Genomic DNA, 18,487 nt, shown 5'->3' on the forward strand with positions numbered 1-18,487 from the left:
AAAAAACAGCCCTAACGGGCTGTAAGTTTTCCTTGGAGAAATGACAATGAAGCAGTAAGTTAGATTAATCAGTATTCAATGAATACTGACATCTTAAGGACACTCGTTATTTTCAGTATAGTCATGAACCTTAATTTCGCCGCTAATAATTTTGTCTTTTAAGCCATTTATTTGGGTTTCCATCGCTTCACTGACCAGTGGTCGATTATGCTCATCCAGCGCCCAACCTACACCATCTTCTTTTAAGCCTTTCACTTTAACCCCTGCTTGCCACTTGCCTTGCTGAGCTTCAAGCCACGTCTGTAATGTAGCAACACCTACCTTCTTCAACATTGATGTGAGCATGGTGCCAGGTTGCATAAAGTTCTGGTTTGAGTCGACACCAATAGCATAAATGCCACCTTGCTTTGCTGCAGCATAAACACCAATACCAGTGCTCCCAGCAGCTGCAAAGATGACATCTACACCTTCCTGAATCTGTGCCTTAGCCAGCGTGGCACCCTTTGCAGGGTCATTAAAGGCCATAGGCGTATTACCGGTCATCGCTTGTGATAACGCAATATCAGGTTTGATGTGCATAGCACCTTGACGATAGCCACAAGCAAACTTGTGAATCATGGGAAGGTCCATTCCTCCAATAAAACCAATCTTATTGGACTTTGAAGATAACGCTGCCAGCGCCCCCACTAAAAAAGAACCTTCATGCTCCTTAAACAATATGGACTGCACATTTGGCAAATCAATCTTGGCATCGATAATCGTAAACTGAATATCTGGAAATGCCTTAGCCACTTTTTCAACATGAGGCCTCATCGAGAAACCAACAGCAACTATAGGTTGATAGCCTCGTTTTGCCAATTTTGTTAAACCACTTTCTATTTGTGTTTCAGACTTTGGTGCAACTTCTCTTACTTTAACACCATGTTTTTCCACCAGAGGTTGAACCCCCCCCTTATAGACAGCCTCATTAAATGACTTATCAAACTTACCTGCGGTGTCATATATTACGGCAGGCTTGAAGGAAGTGGCGAAACTGGTTGAGCAAAAAAGTATACTAATCCAGGTTGCTTTTAGGGCGTTCATTATCCTCTCCAACTCATATTATTATTGAATTTTAAACCGGCTCACGAGAGATTCTTGCTGATGCGCTAACGCCGCAAGATTTTTGCTGGTTTCCGAAGTCTTATTCGCATCTTCGACTGCGACATCAGCCATTTGTGATATTTCAACTACATTTTCACTGATTTCTTTCGCAACATTACTTTGCTGCTCTGCCGCAGCGGCTATTTGAGCCGACATTTCATGTATTTGAGCCAGTGTTTTTTGCATATTATTAATGACACCGGCAAATTCACGCACCTGCTCAGCACTTTGTACAGTCTGCTGCTGACTGCTATTCATAATGGTTACAGCCTGGTGAGCCTGTTCCTGTAAAACCGAAATCATATTATGGATTTCGTTGGTTGCCTCTTGTGTGCGCATGGCTAAATGCCTGACCTCATCAGCCACAACCGCAAAGCCTCGGCCTTGCTCACCCGCACGGGCTGCTTCAATAGCGGCATTAAGCGCTAATAAATTCGTCTGCTCAGCAATATCACGAATCACATCCAAAATTTTACCAATATTGTCACTTTCGGTTCGCAATGCATTGATAACCTCTGCCGCCCGATTTATTTCTTGGTTAAGCTGCTCAACGTGACGAATATTATCATCCATAGCCACTCGAGAATCTTTCGCCAGCTGATCTGCCGCAATCACTTCAGCTAATGTTGTTTCAGCGCTTTTGGCGACTTCATATACAGCAGATTCCATTTCAACCACTGCCGTTGCGACGGAAGAAGACTGCAAACTTTGTTGCCCAATACACTGCTTGGTATTGTCACACGTTTGCGTGGCCTTATCTGACTCCTGGCCAATTTGGGTAGCCATATTCATAATATTGCTCACCAAGTGTCGTAAGTTTCCAGTAAGATGATTGACTGATGAAGCAATCTGACCAAACTCATCACGACGCTTAATGGTTATCTCTGTGGTTAAGTCTCCTTGTGCGATGGTATCAAGCGACTGCATCATGACTTTTAGGGGCCGCTTGATACTATGACTAACACTGAGTGTTACTAACAAAGCAATTATCGTTGAAGCAATGGCTATCCCTACAATTGTATAAATTGCTCGCTGTGCATTGACTTTAGCCTGCTGTTCAGACTCAGCTGCCTGCTGCTGTAACTGTGCCGTAACCTGTTTAAGATCAGCCAAACGCTGGTTTAGTTGTTGGGTAATGGCATTAACTGACTGATAACTCTCATCTTGTTGGGTTAATAAAGAAAGCCAACTATTCACTATCCCAGTATCTGCGTTATTTGCTTGCGCTAAAATAGTAATGTATGGAGTAATTGTGCTGTACGCTTCTTCGTCCTGCTGTTGAATAACGTTTAGACGCTGCTTTATATTTTCAATAACATTTTGATTCGTTTTGCGTATTTCCAAAACCGTCGCAGACTTATCCTTTAACAACAACTGCTCAATATTCGCTAAAGCAGCCGCTGATTGTTGTGCAATAAATTGAGCAGCCCATTTAAGCTCATTCGACTCAGCCATCTCTTCAATTGAAACCAGATCATCCAGCATAAACCCCAGGTCATCTGTAAACGTCTGTTTTTTTTGCTCTAAACTTTTCTTGAGATTGAGTATTCCCTGATGCCGCTGCATTTGTTCAACACTTAATGTGGTGAGGTCTTTATTCTTCTGATGAATGCTTGCCAATGTTGATTTGAGAGAGGGGTGAGCGTCTACAAGCGCAATTAACTGTTGATAATGATGCTCATAATTTTGCATGGCATCGTTAAAGTCGCGGTTTATTGTCGCAAGTGGCGCTGTTTCTTGCATACTGGTATAAAACATTAGCGCCTTATTTGCTTGCAGCAAATAATTAGTCAACTCACTATGATTGACCAGAGTAGGCAGGGTTTGTTGTGTACTAAACTCAAGCCGTTTATTTAGCGCCATTAATTCCAGCAGGCTCATTCCCGCACTGGCCAGCAGTAAGAAAAGTACCGCAATAAAACCTGTTACTATTTTCTGTACAACTGTCATATTACCGACTTACTCGTTTTCTGACCGATCGCTGTGACCAAAACTGATTAACCATACTGCTTAGCTTCACGCTTAACTCTTGAAGGTAAGTACAGCTGGCATTATTTTCTTCAACACTTTCTTGTAAGAGCTGTGTGAGGTCTCTTACCCCAGTGACATTTTCACTGATCGACTCTGATACAGAACTTTGTTCTTCTACTGCAGTAGCTGTTTGTAGGTTCATATCATTAACCGCATCAATTGACTGTGCGATACGATCCATTGACTCCGTTGCCTGCTCAACTTCACCCACACTATCACTGACACTTTGTTGGGATTTTTTCATCAGTTCCGCCGCTTTAGATGACATATCTCGTAACTGATTAACAATCGTTGTAATCTCATCGGTGGATTCATATGTACGATTAGCCAATGTCCGAACTTCATCCGCCACCACGGCAAATCCTCTGCCTTGCTCACCCGCACGCGCCGCTTCAATCGCTGCATTCAGTGCCAGTAAGTTGGTTTGCTCTGCTACATTACGAATGACATCCACAATGGCATTGATGTTTTCACTGTTCGCCTGCAGCTGATCAATAAAGTCATTGGTTTCTTGAATTTCAATTTGCAAACGACGCATTTGCTCACAAGCATTATTAATGGTGGATTTACTCAGCTGTGCCTCATCGTTGACTGTTTCCACACGCTCCGAAGAACTTTGTGCATTGTCAGCCACCTCTTGAATTGAGGAGGCCATTTGTGTAACTGCGGTAACGACTTGGTCAATTTGTGAAAATAACGTATCCGTTTCCTGTAGGTTATTTTGAATCCGTTTACGAAGACTAACGAGCTCAGTATCAATCCCTTGAGCACTGTCATTAATCCGACCAATTGTTGCGGTTAGCTCACTACGATAGGCTTTAAAGGCCAGTAAGATATCGCCAGTTTCATCCTTCCGGCCAGTATAAATAAAGCGTGCCAAAGGATCAGAGTAATGAGACCTTGCTTCTTCTACAGCGTGTACCAGAGGACTTATTAACCACCAGGTATAGCCACACATTAAAAGGGCAATTGCTGCAAGTAAGAACACCGATGTCGTATTAACCGCCCCCTGCAACCATAAGCCCGCAATAAGTAAAAGTGGCGCAACAAGAAGTCCAATCAGTATTTTCTGGGGTAGTGAGAAAAAAGGTGTTAGTCGAACGGCTTTTTTCTCCTTTAAGGCTTTGTAAAGTGACTCCGCACGTTTGATGTATTCTGGACGGGCTTTTACTCGGACAGACTGATACTCTTGTGTCTCCCCATTCTTTTTAATAGGGGATGCAAAAGCATCAACCCAATAATGGTCACCATTTTTACAACGATTTTTGACGATCCCCATCCAAGACTTCCCGGACTTGAGATGACGCCACATATCACCAAAGGCTTCTGATGGCATTGTAGGGTGCCGAATGATATTGTGATGTTGACCAATCAGTTCTTCTTGACTAAAGCCACTTACCTTTATGAAGTCTTGATTTACGTAAGTAATATCTCCATTCAGATCAGTAACAGAAAGCAGATTCGCCTTCTCGTCATAGCTCAACTCTTTTTCAGTGACAGGCATATTGATGCGCACAGCATGACCCCCGCAACCGGTATTACGTTACTGTCTAATTAAAGACCAATGACAGCTACTTCGCTAAAACAAGTCGCGACGATTTCATTCTTATTCGCTAAAATGCCCGTTTTACTCAATATAGAGTAAACTTATAGCCATTTTCTATAAGGCCTATACAAAGCACATTATGCCTAGATGGCCTGGTAAGATAGTTGATTCATTAGTCAGCATCCCATAGGTTAAAATTTACCGCTAAGGAGCCGCTTTTTTATGACATTCAGTTCCGTCAAATCACTATTAGCAGGCCTGCCACCTGAAGGCAGTGAGGTCAATGTTCAAGGTTGGGTTAGAACTAAACGGGAGTCAAAAGCAGGTATTGCCTTTATTGCATTACATGATGGTTCCTGCTTCGACCCTATTCAGCTGGTTGTACCTCAGGAGCTGCCTAATTTTGAGCAAGAAGTAACTAAGATCACCAGCGGCTGCTCGATTTCTGCCACAGGAACACTTGTTGCCTCCCAAGGAAAAGGCCAAACCTACGAGATTCAAGTTACTAAGATCGAAGTGATCGGCTGGGTGGATAATCCTGATACCTATCCAATGCAACCCAAGCGCCACACGGTTGAGTTTTTGCGCGAAGTAGCACACCTGCGTCCTCGAACCAACCTAATTGGGGCCGTCACCCGTGTTCGCAACTGTGTGTCACAAGCAGTTCATCGCTACTTTAATGAAAATGGCTATTGCTGGATTCATACCCCTATTATTACTGCCAGTGACTGTGAAGGGGCAGGGGAGATGTTTCGGGTTAGCTCCCTGGATTTAGCTAATCTACCTCGCACAGCATCAGGCGACATTGACTTCACCCAAGACTTCTTTGGCAAAGAAAGCTTTTTGACCGTATCAGGCCAGCTCAACTTAGAAGCATACTGTCTTGCCATGTCAAAAGTGTATACTTTCGGTCCCACATTTCGCGCTGAAAACTCAAACACCAGTCGTCACCTTGCTGAATTCTGGATGATTGAGCCAGAAATTGCTTTTGCGGATATCGATGATCTTATTAATCTCGCAGAAGATCTACTGAAGTACATTTTCCGTTGTGTCTTAACCGAGTGTGCAGATGATATGGCGTTCTTTGCTCAGCGTGTTGAAAAGACAGCCATTACTCGTCTTGAACACATTATCAACCATGATTTTGCACGGCTGGACTACACTGATGCCATTGATATTTTACAAAAGTCAGGCAAGCAATTTGAGCATCCTGTCAGCTGGGGTATTGATTTACAAACAGAGCATGAACGCTTCTTAAGCGAAGAGCATATTGGTAGACCTGTTGCAGTCGTCAATTACCCCAAAGATATCAAAGCTTTTTATATGCGAATGAATGATGACCAAAAAACTGTAGCGGCTATGGATATTTTGGCACCCGGGATAGGTGAAATCATTGGAGGATCACAGCGGGAAGAGCGTTTGGATGTGCTCGACCACCGGTTAGCAGAAATGGAGCTGGATAAAGAAGACTACGGCTGGTATCGCGATTTGCGTCGCTACGGCACAGTGCCCCATGCAGGATTTGGCCTCGGCTTAGAACGCTTAGTGTCTTATATTACAGGCGTGGCTAATGTTCGAGATGTTATTCCATTTCCCAGAACCCGCCGCAATGCAGACTTCTAGCTCCGCATTTTTGATCTCAAAATAGGGCCGTCAAAGGGCTATCGACTTCGCTAGCCCTTCACCCATATTCCGAACAGGATTTCGCATAAGCTGGTACTCACAGCAATTTCGCGAATTCCTCAACATGATTAGGAGGCGATGTTTGCGCCTAGGTCTCGACATTGGCGGCACCAAAATAGCTGCCACCGTTATTTCAGCGGAAAAGGATATTCTCTGGCAATTCACGACGCCCACTCCCAAACAGCAACTCAACGATTTTCTGTTATGTATTCAGCAGCTTGTTCAACACGCTACAACTGAAGTAGGTACGTTATCCCATATAGGTGTAGGTATTCCTGGTGTTGTAAATGACCAAGGTATACTTTATGCAAGTAATATGGGTGCAATTAATCAACAGCCTATTGGGACACTATTTAAAAAGCACATAGCACAACCATTTTCTATCGAAAATGATGCCAACTGCTTTGCTCTCGCCCAAGCCCATGGTCACCAATTAGCTGAAAATGAAGTCATGTTTGTAGCTGTACTAGGCACTGGGGTAGGAGGAGCCTGGGTGCTACCTAATCGTACTCTATGGGCTGGTGCTCATCATTTAGCAGGAGAGTGGGGACATACCCCATTACCAGATTTATCACTCATTCCTAAAAGTCAGCATATTACCTGTCAATGTGGTCAACAAGGCTGCATTGACTCTTACTTATCAGGCACTGGCTTTTCTCAGTTATATTATCAAGAAAGTGGTGTAAAACTTGATGCCACTACAATTATCTCCCGCTATCGAAACCAAGAAAACACCGCATGTGATGTCTTTAATCGTTATATTCAGTATCTTGCTCATGCCTTGGCAACAATAATTCAAACCTTTGATCCAAACTGCATTGTACTGGGTGGTGGAATGTCAACCATACAAGAACTTTATCAAACGGTACCTCAATACTGGTCTAAATATACTCTTAAGCCACCAACCACTGATTTACGTCCACCCATTTATGGTGAATGGGCAGGTGCTATTGGGGCAGCATTACTTGGGTAACTGGGTAATCGATAATGCATAAAAAAAGGTGGGAAAAATTTCCCACCTTAGTCATTTAGATATATTGCTATTTTATACGATTACTGTCGTTTAAACTGAATATTATCGACAAAGAAATCATTACCTGACTTAGGTCCGAAGACAAACAAGAATGCGCGTTTGACTTTGCCTTTTGCCTGGAAGGTGAAATCACCACTGATCGTCATCCACTGTTTATTAGCAGGAACCGTTTCATACTTAACGCGTTTCCAGTGAGCACCACTGTCATCCTCGTAGAACAGCTGCATATCAACATACTGTTCTGCTTTAACACTGTCAGCCAAGCGGGCATCAAAACTGTATTTGTAGTTTTTACCACTTTCCAGTAAGCCTCTGGCATTCAAGTAAATACCGGCATACCACTTCTCACGACCAGTGAGTGATAGGCTGTAATTACCTGCATTAGCGGTTACGGTTGTCCGTTTCGCTTGTTTCAAGCCAAAGTAAGGTTTCCAGCCTTGATTATCATTTTCAAAACTATGATTAATCACTTGATCATCATCCTGGCCTGGTTGCTCACCAGCTTTAGTCAACAAAACTTCATCCGCATAGAAATCCACACCTTCTTTAGGTCCAAAAATCAACAGTTTGACTTTTTTGACTTTGCCAAATGTCTCTACCTTAAATTTAGCGGTTATTTTGGTAGCTTCACTTGAAGTAATGGATTTATGAGCAAGGGTTTGATACTGAATGCCCAGGTCATTTTCAATTTGCAATACAACACTCGCATTATCACGTGTTTGAGATTTTGCAGCTAGCTGCATATTTAAACTCAACTCAAACTCAGTTGCTGCAATATTACCCGCTGACTTTAAGCTTTCCGTAATATCCTGAATAGCACCATCATAGTACGCGGATCGACCTGTGACATGTAAAAGGTTATCCGTACCACAGTTAACTTTAACCTGTTTTTGCTTCAAATTAACGGTGTTATTTTTAAAGGTACTCCAGCCATCCAAGCTATTAAAATCAGGTGATTTTACTAAGCTCTTTTTAAGCTGAGGCTTATCACAGGTACCAGGTTTGGGTTGGTCTGGATTATCAGGTTTGTCAGGATCAGGCCAACCAGGACCATCTGGGTCTGTGGGATCCGTAGGATCTGTCGGATCGGTTGGGTCCGTAGGATCAGTTGGATCTGGGTCAGGCCAGCCTGGACCATCAGGATCGGGCTTAGGACCATCGGGATCAGGCCAGCCTGGATCCGTTGGATCTGTTGGATCCGGATCCGGATTTGGGTTAGGGTTAGGGTTAGGGTTAGGATTTGGGTTTGGGTTTGGGTTTGGGTTTGGGTTTGGGTTTGGATTCGGATTACTGACTTTCGTTGGCATCCAAGCAGCCATCTGTGCTGCTACTGCGTTTAAGTTCGTAACAGAATCTGCACCATTTGAACTGTTTTTATCAATACCACAAGACTGATTATTACACTTGCGAATTTTTGGATTCGAAAAATATTGTACGCCTCTGGCATTATAAACATGAGGGTAAGCCATCACTGTTGTGAATGAGCCATTTACCCCATAGCCACGCGCCCAGCGCCAGATTCCACCATTACTTTGCTGTTTTACACCATGACCTAAGCTCATGTTATGGCCAAGCTCATGGGCAAATACACTTAAACCACAGTTTGATGCTACGACACTATAGGCTTGGTTACCTGCGCCTCGATAAAACTTACCATCGCGACCTTGAGGAACCCAGGCAATACCACACAGTCCACCATTCCGCGGGGCAACATAACTTACAAAGTCCGCACCATACTGTTGACGCAACCGGGCCGCTTCATCATCTCGTGTGATATTGTTAAGGGCTGATTCACTAACAACACCATAGTTGCGGCCTAGCTGTTTCACGCCTACCAAGCGTAATTTTATATCAGCACCACTATTTATATACGCTTGGTTAGCGTATTCAACAAATGTAGTGGCAAGTGTTTTAATATCCTTAGTGCCTACATTACCATTCGGATACACAACCAAAACGTCCAGCGTGGTTGCAGCCATAGCCTGACTGGAGGCGATTGACGCCACAGCCAGGCCAGCCAAGACCTGGTGTTTTAACTTCATATTGTAAACCTTCTTTACCCGTTATTTGTGCAAAAAAACATTTCTCTATAAAAATGAATAGAGCAATGAGTTTGCTAAAGCATTGTCGTATAACGATGCGTTAATTTGTTTTGTTAATAGATGTGATAAAACGCATCAAAGCAATCAAATAAATTCACATAAACGCTTCATTTACCGATATTTTTTACTTAAGTTAACGAAATAAAATAAATTAAAACGCGACACATAACACAGTTACAAAACTCATCTTTCAAAAAACGAAAATTCGCAAAAGTGATCACGAAGTTTTCGCAAGCCGCATCAAGCCCAATGTGTTGTATAATTAAACTCATGAGACAAAGGTGGTTACTGCCATACATCGAAGTACAACAGATGTGCATTAAAAATGTGATTGATGTGCGGCAAAAAGAGGGGTAACCGTTTCCTAAAGCCTACATAGCAGATCGAAATATCATTATTTTTTAAACGAGATCAGAAGATGGTAGAAAGTAGGTTGGCACTATTTTAGTGGGTTTGTGAAACATATAGCGAAAGATTTAATGCATGGCTTCCTTGACATTTTACCCAATAAGAATGGTTTTTAGGTCGGCCATTGAGTGACGAAGCCCCATGAGCCTATATTAATCGGTGATTGGGGTGGCAGTTAAATGCTCCTGCATAAACTGCATTTCCACCATCCTTGGATCAAGAGTGAAGATAACAAAACCTAGAAATCATTAGTGAATGGGTATATCTAGAAGACGTTAAAATAGCTACAAAAAACGTGTAAATATCACAGTACATTTGCACACAAGTCAAATAATCAGAACTGTCTTTTTATTACCACACAGAATTAATAAAAAATGTTGCTGTATATTTCAGGAGTCATTTACACTGTCTTATAAAAATAACAGTGTTTACCTAAAAAGGAATGATTCATTATGGCAATCTACCATGTGCTCTGGACAGGTGGTTGGGACTCCACCTTTCGACTGTTGGATTTACTCATCAACAAAGTAGCACCTGTCGTGCCATACTACATTCTCAATACTGACCGTACTTCGACCGGTATTGAGTTATCCACCATGACGCGAATAAAGCGCGCCATACAACAACAGTGGCCTGATGCAACCCAACGACTATCACCAACCGTGTTTCGTGCCGCAAATGATGTAGAGTCTGTAGGCAAGTTAATTGAGAGTTATGACACTATTTTGCAAAGCCAATATATTGGGCCGCAGTATGAATGGCTCGCTAAATTTGCCCATCAGCTCAATTTACATGACCTCGAACTGTCAATCCACAAAGATGATAAAGCCCATGACGTTTTACTTCCCTACGTCATTAAACAAGCAGATGAACATGGTCCTTATTGGGTCGTTAATCCTGAACTGAAAAGTACACCTGAATATCAACTGTTTCATTATTTTCGTTTTCCTTTATTCGAGCTCACCAAGTTGGAAATGGCTCAACAGGCTCAGGACAGTGGCTTTTCTGATATTTTAGAAATGACATGGTTTTGTCATGAACCTTTAGCAAACCAACAGCCATGTGGGACCTGTAATCCCTGCCGATACACAATTGAAGAAGGGTTAAGCCGACGCATTCCCTGGCGGGGTAAACTGCGTTACTGGGGGAAACGGGCCCTTACCCCCTTATTATCAAGAAGTTAGACAGAGGTCTCATAACCCTCTGAGCCTAACAACTTGAAAAAACTCATTAATGACTTAATGAACACGACAATGTACGTATTTTTCGTTCCCAATAATAATTAAGCAATAATGAGAATAAAATAATACTGCCGCCTAACAGCAAACGGACCATATCAGCATCACGATTCCAAATAAGCAGGTTAACTACAAGGCCTGCTGGAATCAGGACGTTATTCATAACGGCTAATGTTCCCACATCCACTTGCGTAGCGCCTTTATTCCAACAAAAGAAGCCTAAACCAGAAGCGCCTAATCCTAACCATAATAATACCCCCCACTGCATCGAGGTTGCCGGATAACGGTCAGTACCCCATATACCCCAGGCAACCAGTGCAACAACCAACGCACCAGCATAAAAAAAGCCGAAGATAGCATGTTGTGGTAATTGATCACCCCGACGCTGAATCAGAATTTTATAACTGACCTGGCCCAGCGCAAAACACACATTCGCACCTTGAACCAGTAGAAAGCCCGATATGTAATCTTGGGTAATGTTATCGTAACGAATCACCACAGCACCTAAAACGGCTAATAGCGCTGCTAATAAATAACGTACACGAAAGGTCAGTGTCCATACGTCATACAGTAAGGCAACATAAACGGGCGTTAAAGTGGTAAATAATAAGACTTCAGGTACAGTCAGTAATAAAAAAGACTGGTAGTAAAAAATATACATAAAGCCTAGCTGGATAGCACCTATCAGCATCAAGGGCAGAATATAATCCAACCGTAACCACTGCCTGCGTAACAGTGGAATAAATAACAAAAAGGCAAGTGCTATTCTTAGTAGCACAGAAAAATAAGCGTCAACTTGCCCAGCAAGATATACCCCAATCAAACTAAATGAAAAAGCCCACAATAAGGTAATCGCAGACAAGTAATACATATATCCCACCTTAACCTAGATACTGAATGGTGATTCAGACTCACAAAAATAGTTAGCGAAAAGGTCAGCGATAATGCCAGAAACCCCGTGTGCGTGCCAGTATTATCGAGAGCCAGCCATGCACTCAAGACCCAGAATTGTTAACAATCTTAGCTTGACTAGCGCTATTTATCGGGTTAAGTTCGAACAAATAGTAAAGATTGTTGACAATGTGGTAAGCACATTGTTTTATTCAGTCATAAACAGGCAAAACCATTGCACGATAATAACAAGCAAACTGCTGCTGCAAGAATTTTTAGCGAACTACAACAAGCCATTCTCAATGGCCAGCTGCTGCCAGGCCGCAAAATAAATGAAGCAGAACTAGCTACACGACATGGCTGTAGTCGTGGACCATTAAGGGAAGCACTGCAACGCTTGGAGGGACTGCGCCTGATTCAACGCGAAGCCCATGTTGGTGCTCGGGTGATTAGCCTTTCTGATCAGCAACTGACTGAACTCTATCAAGTTCGAGAGGTTTTAGAGGGGTTAGCCTGTCGACTAGCAGCAACGCTAATGACAAAACAAGCTAAAGATGAGCTTAAGACACTGCTTGTCACTCATCGACGCTATTTAGAGGAAGATGGCCAGCAAAAATATTACCCTCAAGCAGGGGATCTGGATTTTCACTACTTACTGATTCGCAGTAGCCAAAACGCACTATTAATCAGCCAATTAGGGGACGAATTATATCCCTTGTTACAGCTTTATCGGAGACAATTTCGAGACAGTGGTTACCAACAGCCTGAGCTAGCGTATAAAGAGCATTTACACATAGCAGAAGCCATCATGGAAGGGGATGGCGAGTTGGCAGAGATGCTTATGCGTAAACATATTGCCCGCGCTCGAAAGCGCCTGAAATATATATTAACCACTTAAGTATTAATATACCCAAAACGAAGGGTTTTTAGGGGAGGCTATAAAGCCCACGGAGCCTAAAATTGATTCGCAAAGGGTATACAGCTTGTGTAAGCCCAATAAATAATTATAAAAATTTCGTAAGTTACAGAGAATACTTGGAGAGAAAGGATGAACATAACTTCCCAACAATCCCCTGGCACCCGCTTTCGCCAGCGGGTATCTGCTCAGTCACCGTTACAAATCGTCGGTACCATTAATGCCTACTGTGCCATGCTGGCCGAACAAGCAGGGCATCAGGCTATTTATTTATCCGGTGCTGGCGTCGCTAATGCCTCATTTGGACTGCCTGATTTAGGTATGACTTCACTTGCTGACGTTTTAGAAGACGTTCGTCGTATTACTGCAGCCAGCCAGCTCCCTATACTGGTCGATATTGATACGGGCTTTGGCGGTGCGTTAACTATCGCACGCACAATAAAAAGTATGGAGCAAGCAGGCGCAGCAGCTGTTCATATTGAGGATCAAGTTCAGCAAAAACGCTGTGGACATCGCCCTAATAAAGCAATTGTCACTTCAGAAGAAATGGTAGACCGTATAAAAGCTGCTGTTGATGCTCGAACCCATGACGACTTTGTCATTATGGCTCGCACGGATGCATTAGCGGTAGAAGGCATGGAATCAGCGATTGAGCGTGCCTGCCTTTGCGTGGAGGCAGGAGCTGATATGATTTTTCCTGAGGCCATGGCAACACTTGATGACTATCAACGCTTTACCCAAGCCGTGAATGTGCCAGTGCTCGCTAATATAACTGAGTTTGGTAAAACCCCATTATTTAGCCGTGAGGAGTTAGCCTCTGTAGGTGTTCAGTTAGTGCTATATCCATTAAGCGCTTTTCGAGCCATGAGTAAAGCCGCACTCAATGTATACCAGCAATTAAAAGAAAAAGGGCATCAGCGCGACTTAACCATTGATATGCAAACTCGTGAAGCACTCTATCAAACCCTTAATTATCATCACTATGAACAAACGTTAGATCGATTATTTTTAAAAGAAACAACCACTGACTGAGAATAGTATTAACAGGCCCTAAAAAATGTATAAACAAAAATAAGCCTTTTAGAGTCAAATAAACAAGAGCAAGTACCAAAACAATTTAATAATAATTTGCGATGCTAGCAATACACCAAGGAATGGATATATATATACCCAAAACGAAGGGTATATCCCAATTTCTAATGAATAAATCATTCGCCAATGTGAGTAAGGATAATCACATCAATTAGGAGAATAATAATGACTGATAATAAAAAAGATACAGCCGGACTGCGTGGGCGCTCAGCCGGTGAAACTGCATTATGTACCGTGGGTAAAAGTGGCGCTGGCTTAACCTATTGTGGTTATGATATTGCTGATCTTGCTGAACACGCTCGCTTTGAAGAAGTAGCCTATTTATTATTTCATGGAGAGCTGCCTAATCGACAACAGTTAGACAGCTACCTTACCCGGCTGATGACGCTACGTAAAATGCCTGAAGCTTTACGTAAGACGTTAGAGTTAATGCCTGCCACTACACATCCAATGGATGTTATGCGGACGGCTTGTTCAATGTTGGGTACGATCACCCCAGAACATGATTTTGCTGAACAGCAAACCCATATTGATCGTATGCTGGCCTTATTTCCCGCCATCATTTGTTACTGGTATCGCTTTCATCAAGAGGGCGTAAAAATTGATATTGAGTTAGATGACAAGGAAACAGGCAGTTATTTTTTGCACTTGCTTCATGGTCGTGAACCTAAAACCTTGCACGGCGATGCAATGAATGCCTCATTAATTGCTTATGCTGAACATGAATTTAATGCCTCTACTTTCGCTGCCCGGGTTTGTGCTTCCACGTTATCCGATATTTATGCCTGTATTACCACTGCGATTGGAACCCTGAAAGGACCTTTACATGGTGGTGCTAATGAAGCTGCAATGGCCATGATCAGTCAATGGCGAACCCCTGAAGAAGCCGAAAAAGGTATTCTTGAAAAACTGGCAAAAAAAGAAAAAATAATGGGCTTTGGACACGCAGTCTATCGTGAATCAGATCCACGTAATGCCATCGTCAAAGCCTGGTCAAAACGTCTTGCTGAAGAGCACGATGATCGGGTGCTATACCCTGTCTCTGTTCGTTGTGAAGAAGTTATGTGGCGGGAAAAACATTTATTTTGTAACGCTGACTTTTTCCATGCATCAGCCTATCACTTTATGGGCATTCCAACCCCCTTATTTACACCTATTTTTGTTTGTTCTCGACTGACAGGCTGGGCAGCACATGTCATGGAGCAGCGGGCTAATAACCGCATTATTCGACCTTCAGCAGATTATACCGGTCCAGAAAATCGTCCTTGGTTACCTATCGAACAACGCTAATTTTTATACTTCTTGTGATGGGTATTCTATTTATAAAACTAACTTAAGAGTTAATAACTGCCATGAGTTCTAATGTTGATATTAATGAGCGCTCAGCACCTGACACATTATTGGTTGAAATTGCAGATTATGTATGTGAAACACAAATAAATTCTCCAACGGCTTATACTACTGCGCGTCATTGTCTTATGGATACTCTGGGCTGCGGGCTATTGGCACTGCGTTTTCCAGAGTGCAGCAAACTCCTTGGCCCTATAGTGGAAGGTACTATTGTCCCCCATGGTGCTCGGGTACCTGGAACCTCGTTTAGATTAGACCCCGTGAAAGCAGCCTGGGATATTGGCTGTATCATTCGCTGGCTGGACTTTAATGATACTTGGCTTGCAGCAGAGTGGGGACACCCCTCGGACAATTTAGGTGGTATCTTGGCTGTCGCCGATTATATTTCCCAGCAACGTATTAGCCAGGGTCAAGCACCATTAACCATGCATGATGTACTTACAGCAATGATTAAGGCCCACGAAATTCAGGGAGTGCTTGCGCTAAACCATAGTTTTAACCGGGTTGGGCTAGATCATGTACTCTTAGTCAAAGTTGCATCAACCGCAGTCATAACTCATATGCTGGGTGGTACACGGGAACAGGTTATTGATGCATTATCACATGCTTGGCTTGATGGGCAGGCATTGCGCACCTACCGTCATGCACCCAACGCAGGTTCACGAAAATCCTGGGCTGCTGGGGATGCCACATCGCGTGCTGTACGTCTCGCAGATATTGTCTTAAGAGGAGAGATGGGCTACCCCAGTGTATTGTCTGCACCTAAGTGGGGCTTCCAGGATGTACTTTTCAAGGGAGAACCTCTGCAACTGGCACAACCACTTCATAGCTATGTTATGGAAAATGTGCTGTTTAAAATATCCTTCCCTGCCGAATTTCATGCTCAAACCGCTGTCGAAGCTGCTCTGAAACTTCATCCCCACGTTAAACATCGCATTAATGACATTGAGAAAATTGTTATTCACACTCACGAATCGGCAATTCGTATTATTAGTAAAATGGGGCCTTTAAATAACCCAGCCGACCGCGATCACTGCCTCCAGTATATGATAGCGGTACCGTTAATAACCGGCAGCTTACAAGCTGAGCATTATGAGGATAGCTTCCACAATGCACACCCTGAAATTGATAAACTCCGCCAAAAAATGGCTATCATCGAAGACCAGCGTTTTAGTCGAGAGTATCTGGAAGCCGATAAACGTTCGATAGCCAATGCAGTACAGGTATTTTTTACGGATGGTTCTGCAACTGAACAAATTACGGTTGAATATCCTATTGGCCATCAACGTCGTCGAAAAGAGGGGATTCCATTACTTGAAGAGAAGTTCAGAGAAAACTTAGCCACTCGCTTCCCTAAAATGCGCGTGAAGAAAATTTATGATTTATGTAATGACCAACAGCAATTAGAGCGTACTCCCGTTAACACCTTTATGGATTTACTGATGATTTAGATAAAAGTAAACATAAATAACACGCCAGCCTGATAAAAACACAGGCTGGCAAACAAAATCTGCCAAGAAAAAATAACATGCCAATAAATACTAACTAAACTAAAGGGAAGACCAACGTCCTCCAGTACTATTTTAGTAATTATGTTGTTAGAGGTTTACTCATGATGGTTGAGCCACCTGTCACTCGAGAATCCATTATCACCTGTCCCCAATGCGGTTATAAACAAGCCGGGTTTATGCCCACCAATGCCTGCCAGTGGTTTCTACCCTGTGAATCCTGCAAATTTATGATGCGTCCCAAGCCAGGAGACTGTTGTGTTTTTTGCTCTTACGGCACAGTACCCTGTCCATCAAAGCAACGGCTAAGACAGTGCGGATAGCCTTGATAGTTAAAGCAAAGGTTAAAAGCCATTTTCTCTCAATAATACCGAGTTTTAACAGAGCATTACTGGTACGTTCTTCTGGCAACAGTTATATCTTTCGCTGAGGCTATAATCACCAAAAAATTAATCGTTTTATCAGCTCAATTGCCTTCAGCAATATCGCCTTGCTCTTTAAGAAACGTCTGATAGGCTGCATATTCTTTAGATGACATTTTAAATCGTGTTAAAGACTCCGCAGCCATTCGCCTGACTTCCCATAGCTCTTTTTTATTACTCATAAGTTGCGCTAACGTGTAACGTAATTGATCAGAAACAACATTACTTTCCTGTATAGCCATAATTGCACTTATACGATCATCAGGATCATTCGATTTTTGCAAAATTCCAACAACTGGGCTTAAATCATGCTCATCTTTTGCCCACTGGCCTATTTTAAAAATACTTGCTGACCTCACACCACTATCTGCACTTGACCTGGCTAAGGTCGATAATTGTTGCATTGCCTCTTGTGCATCCTGAGCGGGCAAAGGAATAACTGGCATTGCATTTAATGCAGACATCAAAACTTCGGGGTTATCATTCGCTGCAAGAATATCACGGGTAAGATTGTATGTACTTTCACTAGGAATATTTAGCTGAGCTAATAGATCAAGTCCAGCTATCTGGTTTTCAAGGCCTCCACTTTTTACCAAATCGATTGCGGCAGCTTCAACTTCTGGGTCTTTTATTTCAGCTAATACAGATTGTAAATGAGTCCCCATTTCTGAGTTTGGATCTAACCGGTAGTTATCAATAATACTGGAAAGTGCGGAAGCATCTTGTTCTGCATTTTCCAACAGCGACTGTAAAATAGACTGAATTTCACCTTGTTTTTCTGAGCTTTCTGCTTCAGCAAGTAATAATCGTAAATTATCAACGGTTGCGTTAGCTCGGTCATAAGGAGATGTTTCAATAGGTGCCTCATTTAATATCTCTTGCTCAGACATAACAGTAGAAGGCTGTACTGAACGTTCCTTACTAATATGCTTTCCAGATTGTGTTTCCTTTATAGCTTGCGTCGAAACACTTTTGGGATTTATCTGTTCAGCTGGCATGTTACTTACTGATAGCTCAGTATAATTTTCCTTCGAAACGGATGATGAGAAAAAAAAGTAACCACCAGCTAATAATGCTCCCCCAGCTAGCGCGCCAATGAAAATTGCGTTTTTTTTCATTGAAAA

The 18,487-nt window shown here is 42.7% G+C and carries 14 protein-coding genes; 8 read left to right on the forward strand and 6 right to left on the reverse strand.

Annotation, left to right across the window (positions count from 1 at the left end):
* Window positions 1-93 precede the first annotated feature (93 nt).
* From KHS79_RS06425 to KHS79_RS06435, 3 genes are read right to left on the reverse strand one after another with little or no spacing between them, the layout of a single operon-like run.
* Window positions 94-1,083 carry a BMP family lipoprotein gene (locus tag KHS79_RS06425; protein WP_212717688.1) on the reverse strand — a complete coding sequence of 330 codons (990 nt, stop codon included), beginning with the start codon at window positions 1,081-1,083 and terminating at the stop codon, window positions 94-96.
* Between the two features lie 21 nt (window positions 1,084-1,104).
* Window positions 1,105-3,093 carry a methyl-accepting chemotaxis protein gene (locus KHS79_RS06430; RefSeq protein WP_212717690.1) on the reverse strand — a complete coding sequence of 663 codons (1,989 nt, stop codon included), beginning with the start codon at window positions 3,091-3,093 and terminating at the stop codon, window positions 1,105-1,107.
* A gap of 1 nt (window position 3,094) precedes the next feature.
* Entirely contained in the window at window positions 3,095-4,690 is a 1,596-nt protein-coding gene (locus KHS79_RS06435) for a methyl-accepting chemotaxis protein (protein ID WP_212717692.1), read from the reverse strand.
* A 252-nt stretch (window positions 4,691-4,942) separates the two neighbouring features.
* On the opposite strand from KHS79_RS06435, the gene asnS reads away from it, so the two are divergent.
* Both asnS and KHS79_RS06445 read left to right on the forward strand, forming a co-directional pair.
* Entirely contained in the window at window positions 4,943-6,343 is a 1,401-nt protein-coding gene (gene asnS, locus KHS79_RS06440) for an asparagine--tRNA ligase (RefSeq protein ID WP_212717693.1), read from the forward strand.
* Window positions 6,344-6,485: 142 nt separating this feature from the next.
* A complete protein-coding gene (locus KHS79_RS06445; RefSeq protein ID WP_212717695.1) occupies window positions 6,486-7,376 on the forward strand; it encodes an ROK family protein in 891 nt (296 codons plus the stop codon).
* 80 nt (window positions 7,377-7,456) lie between these two features.
* On the opposite strand, the gene KHS79_RS06450 is transcribed toward KHS79_RS06445, so the two are convergent.
* Window positions 7,457-9,478: a carbohydrate binding domain-containing protein gene (locus KHS79_RS06450; RefSeq protein WP_212717697.1), complete on the reverse strand. Its 2,022-nt coding sequence runs from the start codon at window positions 9,476-9,478 to the stop codon at window positions 7,457-7,459.
* Between the two features lie 920 nt (window positions 9,479-10,398).
* On the opposite strand from KHS79_RS06450, the gene KHS79_RS06455 reads away from it, so the two are divergent.
* Complete coding sequence (locus KHS79_RS06455) at window positions 10,399-11,130, forward strand: 7-cyano-7-deazaguanine synthase (RefSeq protein WP_212717699.1); 732 nt, start codon at window positions 10,399-10,401, stop codon at window positions 11,128-11,130.
* A 46-nt stretch (window positions 11,131-11,176) separates the two neighbouring features.
* On the opposite strand, the gene KHS79_RS06460 is transcribed toward KHS79_RS06455, so the two are convergent.
* Window positions 11,177-12,055: an EamA/DMT transporter family protein gene (locus tag KHS79_RS06460; RefSeq protein ID WP_212717701.1), complete on the reverse strand. Its 879-nt coding sequence runs from the start codon at window positions 12,053-12,055 to the stop codon at window positions 11,177-11,179.
* Window positions 12,056-12,310: 255 nt separating this feature from the next.
* Here KHS79_RS06460 and KHS79_RS06465 point away from each other — a divergent pair, with 255 nt between their 5' ends.
* From KHS79_RS06465 to KHS79_RS26245, 5 genes are all read left to right on the forward strand, one after another.
* The gene (locus tag KHS79_RS06465) at window positions 12,311-12,973 is read left to right on the forward strand and encodes a GntR family transcriptional regulator (RefSeq protein ID WP_212717703.1); all 663 of its coding nucleotides are present in this window, start codon (window positions 12,311-12,313) and stop codon (window positions 12,971-12,973) included.
* Between the two features lie 150 nt (window positions 12,974-13,123).
* Window positions 13,124-14,023, forward strand: coding sequence for a methylisocitrate lyase (gene prpB, locus KHS79_RS06470; RefSeq protein WP_212717705.1), 900 nt, complete (start codon window positions 13,124-13,126; stop codon window positions 14,021-14,023).
* Window positions 14,024-14,248: 225 nt separating this feature from the next.
* Window positions 14,249-15,373, forward strand: a complete 1,125-nt coding sequence (gene prpC / locus KHS79_RS06475; RefSeq protein ID WP_212717707.1) for a bifunctional 2-methylcitrate synthase/citrate synthase — start codon at window positions 14,249-14,251, stop codon at window positions 15,371-15,373.
* A 62-nt stretch (window positions 15,374-15,435) separates the two neighbouring features.
* Window positions 15,436-16,884, forward strand: coding sequence for a bifunctional 2-methylcitrate dehydratase/aconitate hydratase (locus tag KHS79_RS06480; protein ID WP_212717709.1), 1,449 nt, complete (start codon window positions 15,436-15,438; stop codon window positions 16,882-16,884).
* A gap of 164 nt (window positions 16,885-17,048) precedes the next feature.
* A complete protein-coding gene (locus KHS79_RS26245) occupies window positions 17,049-17,264 on the forward strand; it encodes a GDCCVxC domain-containing (seleno)protein (protein WP_215817498.1) in 216 nt (71 codons plus the stop codon).
* A gap of 143 nt (window positions 17,265-17,407) precedes the next feature.
* On the opposite strand, the gene KHS79_RS06485 is transcribed toward KHS79_RS26245, so the two are convergent.
* Complete coding sequence (locus KHS79_RS06485) at window positions 17,408-18,481, reverse strand: HEAT repeat domain-containing protein (protein ID WP_212717711.1); 1,074 nt, start codon at window positions 18,479-18,481, stop codon at window positions 17,408-17,410.
* Between the last annotated feature and the right edge of the window lie 6 nt (window positions 18,482-18,487).

The sequence above is a fragment of the Zooshikella ganghwensis genome, assembly GCF_018263875.1.
Classification (GTDB): domain Bacteria; phylum Pseudomonadota; class Gammaproteobacteria; order Pseudomonadales; family Zooshikellaceae; genus Zooshikella; species Zooshikella ganghwensis.

What these genes read in the sequence shown, in the direction of transcription:
- KHS79_RS06425 (WP_212717688.1), bottom strand. Translation starts at nt 1,083, where the DNA reads ATGAACGCCCTAAAAGCAACCTGGATTAGTATACTTTTTTGCTCAACC.
- KHS79_RS06430 (WP_212717690.1), bottom strand. Translation starts at nt 3,093, where the DNA reads ATGACAGTTGTACAGAAAATAGTAACAGGTTTTATTGCGGTACTTTTC.
- asnS (WP_212717693.1), top strand. Translation starts at nt 4,943, where the DNA reads ATGACATTCAGTTCCGTCAAATCACTATTAGCAGGCCTGCCACCTGAA.
- KHS79_RS06450 (WP_212717697.1), bottom strand. Translation starts at nt 9,478, where the DNA reads ATGAAGTTAAAACACCAGGTCTTGGCTGGCCTGGCTGTGGCGTCAATC.
- KHS79_RS06455 (WP_212717699.1), top strand. Translation starts at nt 10,399, where the DNA reads ATGGCAATCTACCATGTGCTCTGGACAGGTGGTTGGGACTCCACCTTT.
- KHS79_RS06460 (WP_212717701.1), bottom strand. Translation starts at nt 12,055, where the DNA reads ATGTATTACTTGTCTGCGATTACCTTATTGTGGGCTTTTTCATTTAGT.
- prpB (WP_212717705.1), top strand. Translation starts at nt 13,124, where the DNA reads ATGAACATAACTTCCCAACAATCCCCTGGCACCCGCTTTCGCCAGCGG.
- prpC (WP_212717707.1), top strand. Translation starts at nt 14,249, where the DNA reads ATGACTGATAATAAAAAAGATACAGCCGGACTGCGTGGGCGCTCAGCC.
- KHS79_RS06480 (WP_212717709.1), top strand. Translation starts at nt 15,436, where the DNA reads ATGAGTTCTAATGTTGATATTAATGAGCGCTCAGCACCTGACACATTA.
- KHS79_RS26245 (WP_215817498.1), top strand. Translation starts at nt 17,049, where the DNA reads ATGGTTGAGCCACCTGTCACTCGAGAATCCATTATCACCTGTCCCCAA.
- KHS79_RS06485 (WP_212717711.1), bottom strand. Translation starts at nt 18,481, where the DNA reads ATGAAAAAAAACGCAATTTTCATTGGCGCGCTAGCTGGGGGAGCATTA.